The organism is Nocardioides sp. NPDC087217, from assembly GCF_044744805.1.
In the GTDB taxonomy this organism is placed as follows: domain Bacteria; phylum Actinomycetota; class Actinomycetes; order Propionibacteriales; family Nocardioidaceae; genus Nocardioides.
Window position 1 is genome coordinate 210,668 of sequence record NZ_JBIUZB010000002.1, and the last position, 19,559, is coordinate 230,226.

15 protein-coding genes are annotated in these 19,559 nt (G+C 71.1%); 13 read left to right on the forward strand and 2 right to left on the reverse strand.

Features of this window, described 5'->3' with window-relative positions; translation table 11 throughout:
- Positions 1-86 precede the first annotated feature (86 nt).
- The 6 genes from ACIO3S_RS08350 (at position 87) to ACIO3S_RS08375 (ending at position 9,544) form a co-directional block, all read left to right on the forward strand.
- Complete coding sequence (locus ACIO3S_RS08350) at positions 87-1,007, forward strand: SIS domain-containing protein (protein WP_400461605.1); 921 nt, start codon at positions 87-89, stop codon at positions 1,005-1,007.
- Positions 1,007-1,915 (forward strand): ROK family protein, encoded by a 909-nt coding sequence (locus tag ACIO3S_RS08355; protein WP_400461608.1) that lies wholly within the window; start codon positions 1,007-1,009, stop codon positions 1,913-1,915. The genes ACIO3S_RS08350 and ACIO3S_RS08355 overlap by 1 nt, the downstream gene beginning before the upstream one ends.
- Positions 1,912-2,820: a 1-phosphofructokinase family hexose kinase gene (locus ACIO3S_RS08360; RefSeq protein ID WP_400461611.1), complete on the forward strand. Its 909-nt coding sequence runs from the start codon at positions 1,912-1,914 to the stop codon at positions 2,818-2,820. Before ACIO3S_RS08355 ends, ACIO3S_RS08360 begins: the two co-directional genes overlap by 4 nt.
- A gap of 1 nt (position 2,821) precedes the next feature.
- Positions 2,822-3,673 carry a class II fructose-bisphosphate aldolase gene (locus tag ACIO3S_RS08365; protein WP_400461614.1) on the forward strand — a complete coding sequence of 284 codons (852 nt, stop codon included), beginning with the start codon at positions 2,822-2,824 and terminating at the stop codon, positions 3,671-3,673.
- Between the two features lie 61 nt (positions 3,674-3,734).
- Positions 3,735-7,334, forward strand: a complete 3,600-nt coding sequence (locus tag ACIO3S_RS08370) for a TIM-barrel domain-containing protein (RefSeq protein ID WP_400461617.1) — start codon at positions 3,735-3,737, stop codon at positions 7,332-7,334.
- Positions 7,335-7,429: 95 nt separating this feature from the next.
- Positions 7,430-9,544, forward strand: a complete 2,115-nt coding sequence (locus ACIO3S_RS08375; RefSeq protein ID WP_400461620.1) for a hypothetical protein — start codon at positions 7,430-7,432, stop codon at positions 9,542-9,544.
- Positions 9,545-10,044: 500 nt separating this feature from the next.
- Here ACIO3S_RS08375 and ACIO3S_RS08380 read toward each other — a convergent pair whose 3' ends face one another.
- Positions 10,045-11,361, reverse strand: a complete 1,317-nt coding sequence (locus ACIO3S_RS08380) for a PucR family transcriptional regulator (protein ID WP_400461623.1) — start codon at positions 11,359-11,361, stop codon at positions 10,045-10,047.
- 120 nt (positions 11,362-11,481) lie between these two features.
- Here ACIO3S_RS08380 and ACIO3S_RS08385 point away from each other — a divergent pair, with 120 nt between their 5' ends.
- The 3 genes from ACIO3S_RS08385 to ACIO3S_RS08395 are packed head-to-tail and all read left to right on the forward strand — an operon-like array spanning position 11,482 to position 16,242.
- The gene (locus tag ACIO3S_RS08385; RefSeq protein ID WP_400461626.1) at positions 11,482-12,951 is read left to right on the forward strand and encodes a class I adenylate-forming enzyme family protein; all 1,470 of its coding nucleotides are present in this window, start codon (positions 11,482-11,484) and stop codon (positions 12,949-12,951) included.
- A gap of 1 nt (position 12,952) precedes the next feature.
- Positions 12,953-14,818 (forward strand): DUF3556 domain-containing protein, encoded by a 1,866-nt coding sequence (locus ACIO3S_RS08390; RefSeq protein WP_400461629.1) that lies wholly within the window; start codon positions 12,953-12,955, stop codon positions 14,816-14,818.
- Complete coding sequence (locus ACIO3S_RS08395) at positions 14,815-16,242, forward strand: phytoene desaturase family protein (protein ID WP_400461632.1); 1,428 nt, start codon at positions 14,815-14,817, stop codon at positions 16,240-16,242. Before ACIO3S_RS08390 ends, ACIO3S_RS08395 begins: the two co-directional genes overlap by 4 nt.
- Positions 16,243-16,251: 9 nt before the next feature.
- Here the strand turns inward: ACIO3S_RS08395 and ACIO3S_RS08400 are convergent, their stop codons facing one another.
- Complete coding sequence (locus ACIO3S_RS08400) at positions 16,252-16,908, reverse strand: FadR/GntR family transcriptional regulator (protein ID WP_400461635.1); 657 nt, start codon at positions 16,906-16,908, stop codon at positions 16,252-16,254.
- A gap of 26 nt (positions 16,909-16,934) precedes the next feature.
- Here ACIO3S_RS08400 and ACIO3S_RS08405 point away from each other — a divergent pair, with 26 nt between their 5' ends.
- The 4 genes from ACIO3S_RS08405 to ACIO3S_RS08420 all read left to right on the forward strand — a co-directional run bounded on the left by ACIO3S_RS08405 (position 16,935) and on the right by ACIO3S_RS08420 (position 19,556).
- Complete coding sequence (locus ACIO3S_RS08405; RefSeq protein ID WP_400461638.1) at positions 16,935-18,158, forward strand: MFS transporter; 1,224 nt, start codon at positions 16,935-16,937, stop codon at positions 18,156-18,158.
- 73 nt (positions 18,159-18,231) lie between these two features.
- Positions 18,232-18,618: an excisionase family DNA-binding protein gene (locus ACIO3S_RS08410; protein WP_400461641.1), complete on the forward strand. Its 387-nt coding sequence runs from the start codon at positions 18,232-18,234 to the stop codon at positions 18,616-18,618.
- On the forward strand, positions 18,615-18,854 hold the full coding sequence (locus tag ACIO3S_RS08415) for a hypothetical protein (RefSeq protein WP_400461644.1): 240 nt from the start codon (positions 18,615-18,617) through the stop codon (positions 18,852-18,854). The genes ACIO3S_RS08410 and ACIO3S_RS08415 overlap by 4 nt, the downstream gene beginning before the upstream one ends.
- Positions 18,855-18,929: 75 nt before the next feature.
- On the forward strand, positions 18,930-19,556 hold the full coding sequence (locus tag ACIO3S_RS08420; RefSeq protein WP_400461647.1) for a hypothetical protein: 627 nt from the start codon (positions 18,930-18,932) through the stop codon (positions 19,554-19,556).
- The last annotated feature ends 3 nt before the right edge of the window (positions 19,557-19,559 follow it).

Sequence of the window (19,559 nt, forward strand, 5' to 3'; positions counted from 1 at the left end):
ATTTGTGGTGCTTTATTGACAGAAACGCGCAGCGCGTTGGATGATTCGGGTCCAGCCGGCAACACATCGGAGGGTGACCCGAGACCATGACCGCATCTGCACCGACGACGCATCTCGCAGCCGAGATCGCGACGCAGCCCGCCAACTGGCTGGCCGCCAGGAGCATCGCCGAACGATCGGCCGACGCCCTGCCGAAGACGGGGGAGAAGGTCGCGGTCATCGGCTGCGGGACCTCGCTCTACATGGCCCAGGCGTACGCCGCGCTGCGCGAGGAGCAGGGTCATGGCATCACCGACGCCTGGACGCCGACCGAGGCCCGGCTCGACCGGGACTACGACCGGCTGGTGGCGATCACCCGGTCCGGGACCACGACCGAGGTCGTCGACCTGCTCGCCCGGATCCGGGGCAGGATCGCGGCGACAGTGATCTCCTCCTCGCCCGGCACCCCGGCCCTCGAGCTGGCCGAGCCGATCCTCATGCCCGAGATCGACGAGAAGTCGGTGGTCCAGACCCGTTTCGCGACCACGACGCTCGCCCTGCTCCGCTGGCACCTCGGTGAGGACCTGAGCCTGGCCGCCGAGCAGGCCCAGCAGATCATCGACGCCGGCGAGAGCGCGTACGGCCCGGCGCTGACCGCCGAGCAGCTCACCTTCGTCGGTCGCGGCTGGACCAACGGAGTCGCGCAGGAGGCGGCGCTCAAGCTCCGGGAGTCCGCGCAGCTGTGGACCGAGTCCTACCCGATGATGGAGTACCGCCACGGCCCGCTCTCGATCAGCGCTCCCGGCCGGGTCGTGTGGGCCTTCGGTGACCTGGTGCCGGGCTTCGCCGACGACGTCGCGGTCACCGGCGCCGACCTGGTGCACCACGAGATCGACCCGCTCGCCGACCTGGTGCGCGTGCATCTGCTTTGCGTGGAGCGTGCCCGTCGGGCCGGTCTCGACCCCGACGCACCGCGCAACCTCACGCGCTCGATCATCCTCGGCCCGGCTGCCGCCCCTCCCGCCTGATGTCGGCGCTCGCCCTCGCCTTCGACGTCGGCGGCACCTCGGTGCGGGGGGCCGTGGTGGGCACCGCCGACGTCGTGCTCGCGGAGTCGCGGGTGGCCACCCGCACCGGCCCGGCCGTGCTCGACGACATCGCGCAGCTGGGTGAGGAGCTGCTCGCCGGCCTGAGCCCCGCGGCCAGGACGCAGGTCGCCGGTGTCGGGGTCGCCTTCCCCGGCCTCGTCGACACCGAGACCGGGACCTCCCTCAAGGCGGTCAACCTCGGTCTCGTCGATACGCCTGTGGCGGCGCCGCTGGCCGAGCGGCTCGGCCTTCCGGTCGCGGTCTCGCACGACACGGCCGCCGCCGCGGGTGCGATCTGGGTCGACGCCGGCTCGCCGGCCTCGGCGTTCGTCGCGGTGCTCGGGACGGGTGTTGCCGCGGTGACGTACGTCGAGGGCAGGCCGATCGTCGGCGTCTCGGGTCAGGCCGGTGAGCTCGGCCACCTCGTGGTGGACCCGGCCGGGCCGCTGTGCACCTGCGGGCTCCACGGCTGCGTGGAGACGCGCGCGGGCGCTCGGAGCATGCTGAGGCGATACGCGTCGCTGGGGGGTTCCGGGGTCGCCGGCGTCGCCGAGCTTGTCGCGCGGGTCGAGCACGATCCGCGCGCCGCCCGGGTCTGGTCCGAGGCGATCACCGCCCTCGCCGACGGCTTCCTCGCGGTGGGCGCCCTGCTCGCGCCGGGCGAGATCATCCTGGGCGGCGGCGTCGCCGAGGCCAGGGGATACCTGCTCGAACCACTACAGGTCCGGATGCGCGAGCGCGCCGGTGTCACCGCGGTCCCGCCGGTACGCCTCTCCGCCCTCGGCGGCCGGGCCGGCCTGGTCGGCGCCGCGCGCCTGGCTCTGGCCTCGACGGGGACGGACGCATGATCATCACCGTCACGCTCAACCCGGCGATCGACGTGACCTACCGGCTGCCCCGGCTGCGGGTGGGCGGGGTCCATCGGGTCGCCGAGGTCACCAGCCGGCTCGGAGGAAAGGGCGTGAACGTCGCCCGGGTGCTGCACCAGCTCGGCGAGCCGACCCATGCCGTCGGTCTCGCCGACCACGACTTCGGCGACGCTCTCGCCCGGGAGCTGCCATCGACCTTCCTGCCCGAGCTGGAGGAGGTACGCCGCACGCTGGTCGTCGTCGCCGACTCGACGACCTCGCTGTGGGAGCCCGGCAGGCAGGCGGCCCCCGGTGCTGATCTGAGACTGCTCGACCTCCTCGCCGATCGGATCGCCGAGGCGACGGCCCTCGTCGTCTCCGGCAGCCTCGCGCCCGGCGTGCCCGCCGACCTCCCGGCACGGATCGCGCGGCTCGGGGACGCCGCCGGCGTACCGGTGCTTCTCGATCTCGACGACGCGGCGCTGGCGGCCGCGGTCGGCACCGGCGCCGTGCTGACGCCCAACGAGGACGAGGCCGCCCGCCTGCTGGGCCGGCCCCTCGACGACCCAGCCGCCGCGGTCGCAGAGCTCGCCACCCGCCACGGTGGCCCGGTGGTGCTGACGCGCGGCCACCACGGGCTGGTCGCGTACGCCGACGGCAGCTGTTGGGAGGTGAGCCCGCCCGCCGGGGTCACCGGGAACCCGACCGGCGCCGGGGACGCGGCCGCCGCCGGTCTCGCCCGCGGTATGGCCCACGGCAGGCCGTGGCCGGAGATCCTTCGCGACGCCGCCGCGCTGGGCGCCGCCGCGGTGGTCACCCCGGTTGCCGGCGAGATCGACCCCGACGCGTACGCATCGTTCCTGGCCGACGTCAGGGTCAGCCGAATCGACCACGAGGAAGACTGACATGCCCCTGGTACCGATGTCGCTGCTGCTCGACCATGCCCGCGGCACCGGCCGCGGCCTGGGCGCGATGAACGTCATCCAGCTCGAGCTGGCCGAGGCGATCGTCGCCGGCGCCGAGCAGGCCGGCCGTCCGGTCGTGCTGCAGATCTCCGAGAACACCGTCGACTACCGCGGCCGGCTGGCGCCGTTGCTGCGGGCGACCATCGCGATCGCGGAGAGCGCCGAGGTGCCGGTCTGCGTACATCTCGACCACGCGACCCGGGTCGAGCTCGTCGAGGAGGCCGTCGAGCTGGGGTGTCCCTCGGTGATGTTCGACGCCTCCAAGCTCGACTACGACTCCAACGTGGCCGCCACGGCCAAGGTCGCGGCCTGGTGCCACGAGCGTGGTGCCTCCGTCGAGTCCGAGCTCGGCGAGGTGGGCGGCAAGGACGGCGTGCACGCACCAGGCGTTCGCACCCAGCCGGCCGAGGCCGCGGCGTACGTCGAGGCCACCGGTGTCGACGCGCTCGCGGTCGCCGTCGGCTCCTCGCACGCGATGACGACGCGTACAGCCAGCCTCGACAACGAGCTCATCACCCGGCTCGCCGCCGCCGTCGACGTGCCGCTCGTGCTGCACGGCTCCTCGGGGGTGCCCGACGAGGGCATCGTCGCCGCCATCGCCGCCGGGATGACCAAGGTCAACATCGCCACCCACCTCAACGCGACCTTCACCCGCGCCGTCCGCGCGGCGATCGCGGACGAGGGCAAGGTCGACCCGCGCAAGTACCTCGGCGCCGGCCGCGATGCGGTGGCCGGGGAGGCCGCGCGCCTGCTCGCCCTGATCGGCGGACCAAGGGTGGACCGGGCAGTGTGACCTGCGTTACAGTCGCCTCCAACTTACGATTGATTCTGACTCTTTAGGGCGTGAGGCGATCATGTTCAATCACTCAATCAGACGGTTGTTGGTCCCCGGGGTGGCTCTGGCCGCCGCACTGGTCGCGCTCAGCCCGGTGAGCTCCGTGGCCGCCGAAGCGAGCGAGCTCGGCGACGTCACCGGCTTCGAGCGCGACGGCGACAGCTACACCTTCGAGTCCGGCGAGGCCGCTCTGCGCGTCACCTTCGAGGACGCCGACATGGTGCGCGTACGCCTGGCCCCGGACGGCGAGTTCACCGACCCCGCCAACGACGACCCCACCGAGCCCGGCGCCCCCGACGCCGACATCGTCGTCAAGCGCGACTACCCCGGCGGGCGGTCGGAGGTGAAGGAGACCGGTGCGGCGTACGTCATCAGCACCGACGAGGCCGTGCTCACCGTGACCAAGCAGCCGATCACCCTGCGCCTCACCGACCCGGACGGGAAGGTGCTGATGGCCGAGGCCTCGCCGCTGACCTGGGACGACAAGAGCACGGCGCAGCACCTGCAGCGCGGCGCCGAGGAGCAGTTCTTCGGTGGCGGCATGCAGAACGGCCGGTTCAGCCACCGCGGCGAGACGATCAAGATCTCGCGCGACTTCAACTGGAACGACGGCGGCAACCCGAACGCGGTCCCGTTCTACGTCTCCTCCCGCGGCTACGGCGTGCTGCGCAACACCTTCGCGGCCGGCAGCTACGACTTCGGTGCGCCGACCACGACCACCCACGACGAGCAGCGCTTCGACGCCTACTACTTCGTTGGCGACGCCGAGCGCGTCATCGACTCCTACACCGAGCTGACCGGCCGCCCGGTCGCGGTGCCGATGTACGCCCTGGAGGTCGGCGACGCCGACTGCTATCTCCACAACGCCAACCGCGGCGAGCGCGAGACCCTGCGGGACTCGAAGGCGATCGCCGACGGCTACGCCGAGCACAAGATGCCGCTGGGCTGGATGCTGGTCAACGACGGCTACGGCTGCGGCTACGAGGACCTCGCCGAGACCGGCGACATGCTGAACGACCACGGCGCCGAGCTGGGGCTGTGGACCGAGGACGACCTGACCGAGCAGGAGACCGAGGTCAAGGCCGGTGTCCGCGTCCGCAAGACCGACGTCGCCTGGGTCGGCCCGGGCTACCGCTTCGCGCTGGACGCCTGCGAGCAGGCCCGCGACGGCATCGAGACCAACAGCGCCGACCGCTCGACCGTCCTCACCGTCGAGGGCTGGGCCGGCACCCAGCGCTGCGCCGCGGTGTGGAGCGGCGACCAGTCCGGAAGCTGGGACTACATCCGCTGGCAGATCCCGACGTACGCCGGCTCCACCATGTCCGGTCAGCACCTCGCCACCGGCGACGTCGACGGCATCTTCGGCGGCAGCGCCGAGACGTACGTCCGCGACATGCAGTGGAAGATGTTCCTGCCGATGACCTACCTGATGAGCGGGTGGGCGGCCTCCGACAAGCAGCCGTGGCGCTACGGCGAGCCGTACACCTCGATCAACCGGAAGTACCTGAGCCTGCACGAGCGGCTGCTTCCCTACTTCTACACGCACACGATGCGGGCCAACCGCAACGGCGTGGGAGCGGTCAAGCCGCTCTACCTCAACTACCCCGAGGACCCGAAGACCTGGGGCGACGCGGTCAAGTACGAGTTCCTCGCCGGTGACGACTTCCTGGTCGCCCCGGTCTTCGAGGACGCCACGACCCGCGACGGGATCTACCTCCCCGAAGGCACCTGGGTCGACTACTGGAGCGGCCGGGTCCACCAGGGACCGACCACGATCGACGGCTACAAGGCTCCGCTGGACACGCTCCCGCTCTTTGTACGCGCCGGTGCGGTCGTGCCGCAGTTCCCCGAGGGCACGCTCGACTGGCAGCAGGGCAAGAAGTCGGGCCGTCTCGACCTGGACATCTACCCGCAGGGCTCTTCCTCGTTCGTGAACTACGAGGACGACGGGCGCAGCCAGGCGCACGCCTCCGGCGAGTCCGCCACCCAGGAGTTCGAGGTCGACGCCCCGTCGCAGGGCCGCGGGCGGGTCGTGGTGCGGCTGGGCGAGGTGGACGGCTCGTACGCCGGCAAGCCCGCCTCCCGCGAGTACGGGCTCAGCGTGCACGCCGATGCCGAGCCAGGCGGCGTGGAGCTGGACGGCGAGGAGCTGCCGCAGCGGGCCTCGAAGGAGGACCTCGAGGGCGCGGCGATCGGCTGGTTCCATGACTCCGCGACGGGCATCACCCAGGTGAAGACCGGGAAGCTGTCCACCTCCACCGGGGCCGTGGTCGCGCTGAACGGGTCCTCGGCGGTCGGCGGCGGCCACCCGGGCGACCGCAACGCGACCCTCGACGCCGCCACCTCCGCGATCGCGGTCGCCGGTGAGGCCTCGGACGTCGCCGCCACCTTCACCAACGACACCGGATCCCGCGTCCAGCTCGACTCGATCACGGCCGCCGCACCTGAGGGCTGGGACGTACGCCCGGGCGGCGCGGTGTCGGGGTCCCTCGCTCCCGGTGCCTCCCGCACCGCGACGTTCAGCGTCACGCCGCCGGCAGACGCCTCGCCCGGCCGGGTGAAGATCGACGCGACCGCGACCTACGTGGCCCACGACCGGACGTACGCCGTGACGGACTCGGCCACGACCACGGTCGCCCATCCGGACCTGGCCTCGGCGTTCAACAACGTGGGTGTCACCAGCGCCGAGGATCCCGGACCGGGTGACATCGACGGCGGCGGCAGCAGCTTCCTCGCCGACAAGCTCGCCGAGAAGGGCGTCACCCCCGGCGCGACGGTGAGCGCGAACGGCTTCGACTTCACCTGGCCGGACTCGGAACCCGGCACCCAGGACAACGTGGCCTCCGGTGGCGAGACCATCCGGATCAGCGGCAAGGGCAACGCGCTGGCGTTCCTGGGGACCGGCACCAGCCTGTCGGCCTCCGCGAAGGCGACCGTGCACTACTCCGACGGCACCTCCTCCACGGGGACGCTCGGCTTCCCCAACTGGTGCTGCGCGGCGACCGACAGCTACGGCGCCAAGGTGGCCGTCACCACGCTCGGGAAGAACACCCCGAACGGCCCGGCCTATCCGACGGTCTCCTACCGCCTGTTCACCAAGACGCTGCGCACCGACCCGGCCAAGGAGATCGCCGCGGTCACCTTGCCCGCCAACGCCGCCGTGCACGTGTTCGCGATGGCGATCGGCGACGAGGAGATCGTTCCGCCGGCCCTGGCGGACGGCCAGTACTCGCTCGGCAACGTCGCCTCGGGGCTCGCGCTCGATGCCGCCGGTGCGACCAGTAACGGTCAGCTGACCACGTCGGCCGTCGGAGCGGCGGCGTCGCAGAAGTGGGTGGTCACCCGCAACGAGGACGACGGCAGCTACCAGCTGAAGAACGCCGGCACCGGTCTGTGCGCCGACGTCGCCTACAGCTCGAAGACGAGCGGCGACCCGGTCGTGGAGTACACCTGCACGGGCACGCCCAACCAACGTTGGGTGATCGCGGCCGACGGCGCGTCGCTGAAGTTCTCGGCGAAGCACAGCGGTCTCAGCCTGGCGGCCGGCGCCAACGGGCTGGTCGTGCAGCAGACCGACACCGCGGCCGCGTCGCAGCGGTGGCGGGCCACCCCGAACTAGACCCACCCGGTCGCACTGCTTACATGGCCTCATGAACCGCGCGCTGCGGTGACGGAGGACGGTGGTGAGCAGTGCGACCAGGGAGTCGTCGTGAGGTGGTGCTCTGCGCTGTCTTCGTGCTGATCGCGCTGGGCTGGATCGTCACCGGGCTCCGCGCCGACTCCGGAGAGCTGCACGAGGCTCCGGTGGTCCTGGTCGGACCTGACGTCGTCACGGTTCCGCTGGTGAAGCAGGTGAACGCGGTCCCGGGGCGCCCGTTCTCGGCCGGAGCGGTCGACAGCCGCGCCGAGGCGGCGAAGCTGCTGGAGCGCGGTGACGTCGTCGCCGAGCTCGACATCGACCTGTCCGGCACCCAGGACGAGCTGCGTCTGACCACGGCCCACCGGCCGGCGCTCGCTCGCGCGGTTCAGGCCGAGGTGGAGCGGATCGAGAAGACCCGCGGACGTACGGTCGTGGTCGCGGAGCCGGCTGATCGGCTCGAGGGTCGGCCGCTGTCCTGGGTCACCTTCGCGACCGCGCTGGCCGGCTTCCTGCTGGTCTGCGTCGTCTCGCTCGTGTGGGGACCGTTCGCGCGTACGCTGCCTCGGCTCCTGGCGCGGTTGACCGCCCTCGCGGCACTGGCGGTGGCTGCGGACGTTGTCGGCTTGCTGCTGGCGGGTCCGGCGCCGGCGGGGGAGCGGATGCTGGTGGGGTCGGTCCTCGCTGCCACGGTGGTCGCCGCGGGCGCGTTGACCTTCGCCTGCGAGATCATCGGCGGGCTGCCGGGGCTGCTGTTCGCGGCGACGGTGATCGTCGCCGGGCCTGTGCCCTTGCTCCTCGCCGGGGACCGCCTGCTGCTCGCGGATGCGTGGGCGACCGGCTCCGGATGGACGATCGCGGGAGCGGGGGAGTCGCTGTTGTGGGCGGCGACCGGTGATGGGCGTGGCATCGCCCAGCCCATGGTGACCATCGTGGGATCGGGGCTGCTCGGTCTGACCGTGCTGGTGGCGATGCGGTGGCTGGTCCGCGTCGACGTCGAACGCCCGGGTGCGCTCGCGTCGGTGCGGTCGTGGCGGCGAAACCTCGGCCTGGTCCTCGCCTCGGCCACCTGCCTGACGATCCTCGCGACCGCGCTGACCTCCGCGCTGCACAGCGCGGCGGTGCCGCGCCCGCTGGCCAGCCTCGCCTCGACGACCCAGTGCGTCCCGGCGGGACCCGTCGAGGACGTCGACGACCTCAACCGGATCACCAGGCTCCGCTCCGAGCCGGCGCTCCAGGGCGGCGACGTGGGGGTGAGCGCCCATCTGAGTGATGGCCGGAGCATCTGGATGTTCGGCGACACCCTGCGGGACGAGAAGTTCTCCGGCGCCGGCTTCGTACGCAACTCGATGCTGCTCGTCGAGCCCGACTGCCTGCAGGTCGTCCTCCCGGAGTCAGGCGGCGCGATCATCCCCGACCGGAAGGACGGCGTGGGCTACTGGCCGATGTCGGTGACCACGCTCGACAAGCCGGGATACGCCCTCGTCGTGGTGGCCGCGCAGCGGGTGCGTACGACCGACTCCGACGATGCGTTCGGCTTCGAGGCACTCGGACCGGCCATCGCCCAGTTCGTGGTCCCGGACGGGGGAGTCCCGCAGTTGATCGCCGTGACCGACATCGGTGCCGACGACGCTGACACGCGCCGGCCGATGTGGGGCGCCGCGGCGGCCGTCTCGGGCGAGTGGCTCTATCTCTACGGCACCGCCCGCGAGCCCGACCCGCCGCTCGGCACCGGGTTCGCCCTGCACGTCGCCCGCGTCGATCCGGACCACGTCGCCGACCCCGACCGCTGGACCTACTGGGACGGCACCGGCTGGAACAAGCGGCCCGGCTCCTCGAGCGAGCTGATCCCCACCGCCGACGGCGTCTCCCAGACGCTGAGCGTCTTCGAGCGCGACGGGCGCTGGTACGCCTTCAGCAAGAGCGACGAGTTCCTCGGGGACGACCTCGTCTTCTGGACCTCGTCGTCGCCGACCGGTCCGTTCCGGGCGCAGCCGCCGGTCGGCACCCTTCCCTCCGGAGTGGCCCGTGGCGAGCTCCGCTACATGCCGCTGGCCCACCCGGACATCCTCGAGGAGCCCGGCTCGGTGGTCGTCTCCTACAGCCGCAACAGCACGGACTTCGGCGCGGTGCTGCGCAACCCACTCCTGTACCGGCCGAAGTTCATCCGCGTCGACCTGCCGGACGGCTAGCGCCGCCGGCTGCTGAGACGTGGGTCGCCTGGGTGACGATCAGCCCGGCCCGCACGCCTTGAGCACCACGCCGACGAGCAGCTTGACGGACTCGATCATGCGGCGATTAGTGCGCGCACGGCGTCATGCGGCTGATGTGGAGGCTGCCTCGCACCGGTCAGCGGTCGCCCCGAGGTCTGTGACCGGCGCAGCGGATCTGCGCGCTTCGACGGAGCGCTTCTTGGCTGCTTCCACCGCGCGCTCAGCAGGGGACGGAGTCGGTGGTCGGAGCCGGTCACCGAGAGCTCCCAGGAGAGTGCCGAGGATCGGGATCCATACCGGAATGAACATGAAGGCAAGCATCGGTAGGCATGTGGCCAGGGCGTCACCCATGACGGATCTCCTCGCGGCAGGAAGGTCGGGAGGAAAGGAGGATGCCAACCGCGGAGGCTCACCATCCACGCACAGCACGACGAAGTTCGCGCGACCGTTTGTGGTCTCGGCACAAGCCGCGACCAGCCTCAGGGGCGGGCGTCGTGACTGTCGGCGCGCGTGAGGACGGACGCGCCGAGCCATCTGCACGCGGTGAGCGCGAGCTCGAGGTTCAGGCGGTCCTCGTCGATCGCGCGCCCACGTACCTCCGCAGCCTTGTCGACCCGGTACTTCACGGTGTTCTTGTGGAGGTGCAGGACCTCGGCCGCCGCGAGATAGCTGCTCTTGGCGCCGAGGAAGGCGAGCAGGGTCTCGCGCAGACGCTGGTGGGGTTCGTCGTCGACGGCGAGCGCCCCCAGCGACCCCGTGACGAGCTGCCGAGCCTCGTCGAGGTCGTGGGCGAGGATCGAGGCGATCTGCACGCCAGGGTCCTCGTAGGTGGTCACCGCCGAGCCACGGTCGTTGGCCGTCGTGGCGACCAGGTGTGCCCGGACCGCCTCCCGATGTGAGGCGCGGAACCCGGCGACGGCCGGATGCGGACGCCCGAGCGCGACCCGGGCGCGGTCGGCGGCGGTCTCCGTGACCAGGTCGATGATCGACCGTATGTCCGTCGCCTCCGGAGGCTTCCGGCCCAGCGGGATCCACGCCCAGGCATGACTGCTGTCCTGTGGCATGAAGAGCGGCTGCCCGGCTGCCGCGAACCGCTCGCCGACCGCGGCGACCAGCGCCTCCAGTCGCCGCAGCCCGGTGGGGGCGCCGTCGCCGTCGGCGTCCCACACGACGAGTCCGAGGTGGTGCTGTCGCAGACGGTAGCCGAGCGCGTTCTCCGCCGCGCCGAGCTCGAGGTCACCGCCGGCCAGGAGGGCAGTGAGGGTGGCGGCGCGCACCGTGTTCCGGTTGGCCAGCCATCGTTCACGCTCGGACTCGTACTCCGCCACTACCTGCTCGGCGACCCGGTCCACATAGGCGAAGCCGCCACGTTGGAGGATCTGCGCCGCGGCGAGGGCGACCTCACGGTCGGGCTCCTGCCGGGCGACCTCCGCGACGGCCAGGTCGAGCAGCCAGCTCTGGCCGATGCGGTAGGCCCGGAGCAGCGCGTTCGAGGAGATGCCGCGCTGGGCCAGGCGCCGGGCGTACTCGATCGCTGCCGGCGGCGGCAGGATCTCCTCGAACGCGATCCTGTGCTGGAGGACGTGGAAGAAGGTCTCGACGTTGCTCTCGACGCTCGCGCGAAGCAGCTCGAGGATGACGTCGTCGCCGCGCAGCTCGGGGATCGCGTCCGCGATCTCGGCGTGCAGGGCGGTGGCGACGTCGGGGAGGGCCGCGCCAATCAGCCTCGTGACCTCGGCGGCCCGGTCCTCGGCCCGGACCCTCACGTCGGCAGGTGTCCCATTCACTCGTCCCATGATGTGAAGCCTGTCACAACTGCGCGGGGAATCTTCGTGCTCGCGAGCCAATCGGCGGACCCGTCTTCGTTCCTATCGTCTGGGACCACACCCGCCACCACCGCTGAGGAGCGCGCGACGATGGACCTCGACTACCTGCCCTGGAGCCAGCCCGACCAGTGGGCGGACCGCCCCTGCATGCGTGATGACCGCGTGGAGCTGACCTACGCGGAGTTCGCCACGCGTGTCGACGGCGCCGCCGAGCAGTTCGCCGACCACGGCGTCGGGCCGGGATCGGTCGTGGCGATCATGCTGCCCAACCGGGTGGAGCTGCTGGTGAGCCTGGTCGCCGCGTGGCGTCTCGGTGCCGCGGCGACGCCGATCAACCCGGTCTTCACCGCGACCGAGGCCGACTACCAGATCGAGGACGCGGACGCCGCGCTCGTGATCAAGGCCGATGCCGACGCCCCGGACGGCGGCGGGCGCCGCAGCCTGCTCGTCGAGGAGCTGCGTACGGCACCTGTCGGCGGGGCGTTGCCTCGACCGGCGATGTCGAGCAGCGACCTCGCGCTGCTGATCTACACCAGCGGGTCCACCGGCCGCCCCAAGGGCGTGATGCTGAACCACGCCAACGTGGCCGCGATGGCGGGCTCGATGGCGCAGGCGCTCACCCTCACCGAGCGCGACCACTGTCTGCTGGTCCTGCCCCTCTTCCACGTCAACGCGATCTGCGTCAGCTTCGTGGCCACGATGCGGGGCGGGGGACAGCTCACGATCCTGGGGCGGTTCCATCCGGTGGAGTTCCTCGATGCCATCGAGCGGTGGCGCCCCACGTACTTCTCAGCGGTCCCGACGATCTACACCCACCTGGTGGCCCTCCCCGCCGGCGTCGTACGCGACACCAGCTCGGTCCGATTCGCGATCTGCGGCGCCGCACCGGCGTCCAAGGAGCTGATCCGGGCGACCGAGGAGCGGTTCGGGTTCCCGCTGGTCGAGGGGTACGGGCTCACCGAGGGCACCTGCGCCTCGACGGCGAACCCGGTCGAGGGCCCTCGCAAGGCCGGCACCGTCGGGATCGCACTGCCGGGGCAGGAGGTCGCCATCATGGGCGCCGACGGCCGGCTGCGGCCTGCGGGGGAGCGCGGCGAGGTGGTGATCAAGGGCCCCACCGTCATGCAGGGCTACCTCAACCGCGCGGACGCCACCGCTGAGGCCCTCGGCGACGGCTGGCTGCACACCGGAGACGTCGGCGTCCTCGACGAGGACGGCTACCTGACCATCGTCGACCGGATCAAGGACATGATCATCCGAGGCGGGGAGAACATCTACCCCAAGGAGATCGAGACCGTCCTGCACACCCACGACGCAGTCCTGGACGCGGCCGTCGTCGGCGCGCCTCACTCGACCTACGGCGAGGTGCCCGTGGCGTACGTCGCCCTTCATCCGGAGCGCCCGGTCACTGAGGAGGAGCTGCGCGCGCTGTGTCGTGAGCGGCTCACCAAGATCAAGGTCCCGGTCTCGATCACCGTCCTGGACGCGCTTCCCAAGAACCCCGTCGGCAAGACCGACAAGCCGGCCCTTCGTGCCGCGCTCACACTCCAAGGAGCCTGAGATGGGATTCCTCACCCCTTCCCCGCAGCCGGTGCCGCCGGCCGAGTTCGTACGCCTGCCGCTGCGCGACCGCATCCGGATCCTCTCCAGCCACTGGGTCGAGGACGGGTTCGGGACACCGCGCGTCCTGCACCTCGTCTATGTCCTGAAGATGCTGGGCCTCTACTTCGCAGTCGGTCTCGCCATCACCTCGTGGACGACTGACTACGTGCATCTCACCGATCCGGCCTCCTGGTTCGACAACGTGGTGGTCTACCAGAAGCTCGCGGTGTGGCTGATGCTGCTCGAGGTGATCGGCCTCGGTGGCGCCTTCGGGCCGCTGTGCGGCCACTTCACGCCCATGCTCGGCAACATCCGCTACTGGCTGCGTCCCGGCACCATCCGGATGGCGCCCTGGGGGCGCCATGTGCCGGGCACCGGCGGTGACGAGCGAACGGTCCTCGACGTCGTCCTGTACGTCGCGGTGCTGGCCAGCCTCGTCTACCCGCTGCTGACCCCGGCCGAGCCGGTCCGGTTCCTCCCCGAGGGCACCAGTCCCCAAGAGCTCGTCCCACCCGAGGCGTTCGTGCCGATCCTGGTCGTCATGCCGCTGATGGGGCTGCGCGACAAGGTGGTGTTCCTCGCGGCCAGGTCCGAGCAGTACCTGCCGATCATGCTCATGTCCGCGACCCTCGGCGCACTGGTGATGGCCGAGGACGCCGGCAGCGCTGCCTTCGTGAACCTCGTCGTCGTCTTCAAGATCATCATCTGCGTCGTCTGGATCGGTGCCGGTGTCTCCAAGCTCGGTGAGCACTTCATCAACGTCGTCCCGCCGATGATCTCCAACAGCCCCGGCCAGCCGAGCCTCCTCAAGCGGCTGCACTACCGCAACGCGCCCACCGATCTCCGCCCCAGCCGGCTCGCCTGGTTCATGGCGCACGTCGGCGGCACCACCGTCGAGATCCTGATCCCGCTGGTGCTGCTGGTGACCACCAACGACACCGTGGCCCTGCTCGGCGCGGTCGCGATGCTCGTCTTCCACATCTTCATCACCTCGACATTCCCGCTGGCCGTGCCGCTGGAGTGGAACGTCTACTTCGGCTACATCGCCCTCGTGCTGTGGGGCGGTCTCGGTGGCGGGTTCGACGCCTCGGTCTACAACATCTGGAACTTCTCCGAACCGCTGCTGCTGATCCCGATCTTCGCGGTGCTCTGCCTCGGCCCGGTGCTCGGGAACCTGCGCCCGGACCTGGTCTCCTTCCTGCCCTCGATGCGGCAGTACGCCGGCAACTGGGCCTGCACGGTCTGGACGATGAGGCCCGGGGTCGAGGAGCGGCTCAACGAGCTGCCGCTCGTGGAGAACCAGCTCGACCAGCTGCAGCGGATGAAGCCCACGCCCTACGAGCCGGACGACGCCGAGATGACCATGCAGAAGGTGCTCGCGTGGCGTTCGATGCACAGCCAGGGACGCGGACTGTTCTCGGTGCTCTACGAGCACCTCGACGACCTCGAGGAGCGCACGCTCCGCGAGGGCGAGTTCCTCTGCAACGCCATCCTCGGCTGGAACTTCGGCGACGGCCACCTCCACGACGAGCGCCTGATCGCGGCGGTTCAGAAGCGCCTGAACCTCGACCCGGGTGACCTCGTGGTGGCCTACTGCGAGTCCCAGGCCACGCCCTGGACCAACCCGCCGCAGGCCTACCGGGTCATCGACGCTGCCCTCGGCGTCGTCGAGACGGGCACCTGGGACGTACGCGACTGCGTGGCCGAGCAGCCGTGGCTGCCCAACGGGCCGGTCCCGCTGCGGGTCACCTGGGCGGCACCGGGCTTTCGGCGGCGACGTACGCTCACTGCAGGATCCTCGAGTGACACGGAGCTGACGGCATGAGCACGGCAGTGGTGGTGGGTAGTGGGCCCAACGGGCTGGCCGGCGCGATCCGTCTCGCCCAGGCCGGGATGGACGTCACCGTCGTGGAGGCGTACGAACGGCCCGGCGGTGGCACCCGGACCAGCGAACGCACCGTTCCTGGTGTGCTCCACGACGACTGCGCCGCGTTCCACCCGACCGGGGTGGCCTCGCCCTACTTCGCCTCGCTGGGGCTGGAGCGGCACGGCCTGCGCTGGCTGTGGCCGGAGATCGATCTCGCGCACCCGCTCGACGACGGCCGGGCGGGGGTCGCGGCCCGCGACCGGGAGCTGACCCGGCGCTCGCTCGGTGAGGACGCCGGCCGGTGGGACCGGCTCTTCGCCAACGCCACGGGCAACTTCGAGGCGCTCATCGCGGAGGTGTTCCAGCCGGTGGTGCACGTGCCGCGCCACCCGGTCGTCCTGGGCCGCTTCGGCATCGACGCCCTGCAGCCGGCGACCTGGGCGGTCCGCCGGTTCCAGGACGACCCGGCTCGCGCGCTGTTCATGGGTGTCGCCGCCCATGCGTTCGGGCGCCTCGACACGCCGCTCAGCAGCTCGGTCGGCCTGATGCTGACCGCGGCCACACACGCTGTGGGGTGGCCGGTGGCCGAAGGCGGCAGCGAGAGCATCACCCGCGCGTTGCTGGCCGAGCTCGCCGAGCTCGGCGGGAAGGTGGTCACCGGGGTCCGGGTCACCTCCCTCGACCAGCTGCGCGACCTCGCCGGCGGTCGCCCCGACGTGGTCCTGCTCGACACCGCACCGGCCGGCGTGCTCGAGATCGTGGGCGACATGTTGCCCGCCCGCGTACGTCGCGCGCTGGGCCGATTCCGCTACGGTCCGGCGGCCTTCAAGGTCGACATCGCGATCGAGGGCGACATCCCGTGGACGAACGAGGACTGCCGTCGCGCCGGCACGCTGCACCTGGGAGGCACGGCCGCCGAGATCGCCGCCATCGAGAAGGAGACGACCCGCGGCGTGATGGCCGAGCGGCCCTTCGTCCTGCTCGGACAGCAGTACCTCGCCGACCCGACCCGGTCCCGCGGCTCGGTCAACCCGATCTATGCCTACGCCCACGTCCCGCACGCCTACGACGGCGACGCCACCGAGGCGATCCTCGGCCAGATCGAGCGCTTCGCGCCCGGCTTCGGGGAGCGCATCGTGGCGGTCTCCACACGCACGCCCGCCGAGTTCGAGACGTACAACCCCAACTGGGTGGGTGGCGACATCAGCGCCGGCGCGAACACCGCTCGCCAGATCGCCTTCCGGCCGCGCCCTGCGCTCGATCCGTACGCCCTCGGCGTCCCGGGCGTCTACCTGTGCTCCTCGGCGACACCGCCGGGCGGCGGGGTCCACGGCATGGGCGGCTTCCATGCGGCCGAGGCCGCCCTGAAGCGGCTGGGCTGACGAGGCCGGTCAGCGCGCGAGGGTGTGGAGGAGGCCGGTGACGGCAGCCGCGGCGGCACCGGGGTCCTGGGTGCGGATCGCGTCGAAGACGGCGAGGTGCTCGTCGGCGATCTCGGCCGTCTCGTCGTCGAGGTGGATGGTCGCGCGCAGGGTGTCCTCGAAGCCGGCGTAGAGCTCGATGAGGAGCGGGTTGTGGGTCGCGGTGACCACGCCGAGGTGGAACTCCGCGTCGGCCTCGGCGAAGGCGTCGGCGTCGCCCGCGGCAACGGCAGCTGCGCGCCGTTCCATGATGGCGGTCAGGGATCGCAGGTCGTCCTCGGTACGACGATCGGCGGCCAGCGCCGCGGCGCGGGTCTCGATCGCGTGGCGGACCTCGAGGACGTGCGCCAGGTCGACCCGGCCGACCTGACGCCGCATCATCGCGGCCACCTCGTTGGAGGCGGCGACGTACGTCCCGTCCCCGCGTCGCACCTCCAGCACGCCGGTGTGGGCCAGGGCGCGTACGGCCTCGCGCACCGTGTTGCGGCTGACGCCGAGAGCCGCGGCGAGCTCGGGCTCGGGCGGGATCCGGGCGCCGACGGCCCACTCGCCGTCTGCGAGCAGGGCGCGCATGCCGTCGATCGCCTGGTCGACCAGGGAGCGAGGCGTGGTGGTGGAGAGCGGCACGTGCCGTCCTTTCATCCAATCATCCGATGTCTGGCATCCTAGAGGGCGTGAACTCCCGCATCCAGTCCCGCCCCGATTCTCCGCCGTCGAACAGAGCCGTTCGGTCGACGGTGTGGCTGCTGGTCGCGGTCCTGCTGGTCGCCGCCAACCTGCGTGGGGGAATCACGTCGCTCGGTGCCCTGCTCGACAGCCTCGACGGGCTCTCGGCCGGCACCCGGGCCTTCCTGACCTCGCTGCCGGTGCTCTGCTTCGCGGTCGTCGGTGCCACGGGGATGACGCTCGCGCGCCGGCTCGGCGTACATCGTGGCATCGGCGTCGCGCTCGGCCTCCTGGTCGCCGGGCTGCTGGTCCGGGTGATCGGTGACCCCTGGCTGCTGCTCGCCGGCACGTTCGTCGCCTGTGCCGGCATCGCGCTCGCCAACGTACTTCTTCCCGCCGTGGTCAAGGAGGGCTTCCCGAACCGGGTCGGCGCGGTCACCGGTGCCTACAGTGCGGTGATGTCCCTGGGTGCGGCGATCGCGGCCGGGGTCACGGTGCCGATCGCCCACGCCGCCGGAAGCTGGCGGGCCGGCCTCGGGGTCTGGGCGCTGCTCGCCGCGCTGGCCCTGCTGGCGTGGCTGCCCCACCTGCGCGACCGAGGTCACCGCCGCGGCGGCGGCACCCGGGTCGCGCTGTGGCGTGAGCCCACCGCGTGGGCCGTGACGGTCGTCTTCGGCACCCAGTCGCTGTTCGCGTACGTCGTGATGAGCTGGCTGCCCAGCATCTACGCCGACGCCGGCTTCAGCCATGCGACGGCCGGGCTGCTGCTCGCGGTGAGCATCCTGGTCGGCGTACCCGTGTTCTTCCTGGCCCCCTCGCTCGCGATCCGCGCCTCGTCCCAGGGTCACCTGATCGCGGTCCTGACCGCGCTGCTGGCGATCGGGTTCGCCGGCCTCTGGCTCGCTCCCGTCGCCGGCGCCTGGCTCTGGGCCGTGCTCGTCGGCATCGGCGGCGCGGTCTTCCCGGTGGCCCTGACCCTGTTCAGCATCCGCACCGCGACGACCGCCGGCACCACCGCGCTGTCCTCGATGGCGCAGAGCATCGGCTACCTGCTCGCCGCCGCCGGCCCGTTCGTCGTCGGCCTGCTGCGCGAGTCCACCGGGTCGTGGTCGGTCCCGATCGCGCTGCTACTAGGGCTCGCGCTCGTCCAGATCTTCGCCGGGTACGTCGCCGGGCGCCCGGTCGTCATCGGAGACCCTGCCGACGACTGAAGCTCTCGGCGGCACGCGAGATCTGAGTTACACTTACAGCAGTTGGCTTCAGATATGCGGAGGAGATGCTGAGATGTCAGAGATGCTGAATGACGACGTGCGGATGCTCCGCGCAGCACTCGACGACGCGGACGAGACGGTCCGCGTCTCGTTGAGCATGCCGCGAGCCAGCGCTGAGAAGGTGCTCGCCCTCCTGGATGCGGAGCGTACGTCCGGCGCGGTCGTCGTGCCGATCAAGGAGGCGTTCACGACGACTGAAGCAGCCACCTTCCTCGGCGTCTCGCGTCCCACGCTGATGAAGATGATCGCGGCCGGCGACATCGAGCACATCATGGTCGGCTCCCACCATCGGATCCCCGCTGAGCCCTTGGTGGCGTTCGAGCGGGCGAGACGAGCCAGGCGGGCGAAGGCGGCAGAGGCGCTGGCAGATTTCTCGAACGAGATCGGCTTCGTCGATTGACTCTCAGCGTCGTTCTCGCGGACGCCAACATCCTCTTCTCCCGAACCCTGCGGGACTACTTCCTGTACGCCGCAGATGCGGGTGCCATCGAGCTTCACTGGTCACAGGAGATCCTGGATGAGATGTCGCGCAACCTGCGCGCGAACATCGGACTCGACACACCCCGATCGGCTCGGGCAACTGATGAACGCCTACCTGCTGCCGTGGCCGTCCGTCAGGCTCTTGCCGGGGACTAGAGCGGGCTGAGGCGGAGCCCGACACGTGGGTTCTTTACCCGCGCGTACGTCGCTTGACCGGCAATACTGCTGGGCATGGCGGAGATCTCGGAGCGGACGGATCGGGTCGGACTCTCGGTGGTGGCGGTGGTGATCGTCGCGGGGGCGGAGGCCCTGCGGCTGGTGCTGCTGAGCCGGCTCCAGTGGGAGCTCGGCCATCCCGAGATCTACGCGTTCCGGGGTGTGCTGTTCACGCTGGTCTACCTGACGTACGCAGCGGTATTGGTCTGGCGTGGACGAACGTTCGTCCGTCGGATCACTGCGCCGCTCCTCCTGCTCGTGCCGTGGATCTTCGACACTTTCTGGCTGATCGCGAGCTTCCTCATGGCGCGCGGCGCGATCGACTTGCCAGTCGGTGAGTGGTGGCTGTGGATGATCCGGCTCCAGATGGTGATCACCGTGCTGTGCCTGACGGCCGCGTGGGGGATCGCGCGGCGTCGTGGCCTCCTGTGGCTGGTCGGGCTGGTGGTGCCCGGAGTGCTGATGATCGGGTGGATCAGGTGGGCGGACAGGGCCTGGGAGACCCTGGGCGGCCCGCTGGTGGTGTCCGACCTCTTCATGATGGTGTCGACCGTCGCCATCCCGCTCGTCGGCTGCCTGGCCTGCTGGGGTGTCGAGGCGCTGTCGCGTACGGCGCGCCCGGCCCAGGTCGCGGCTGCCTGACCA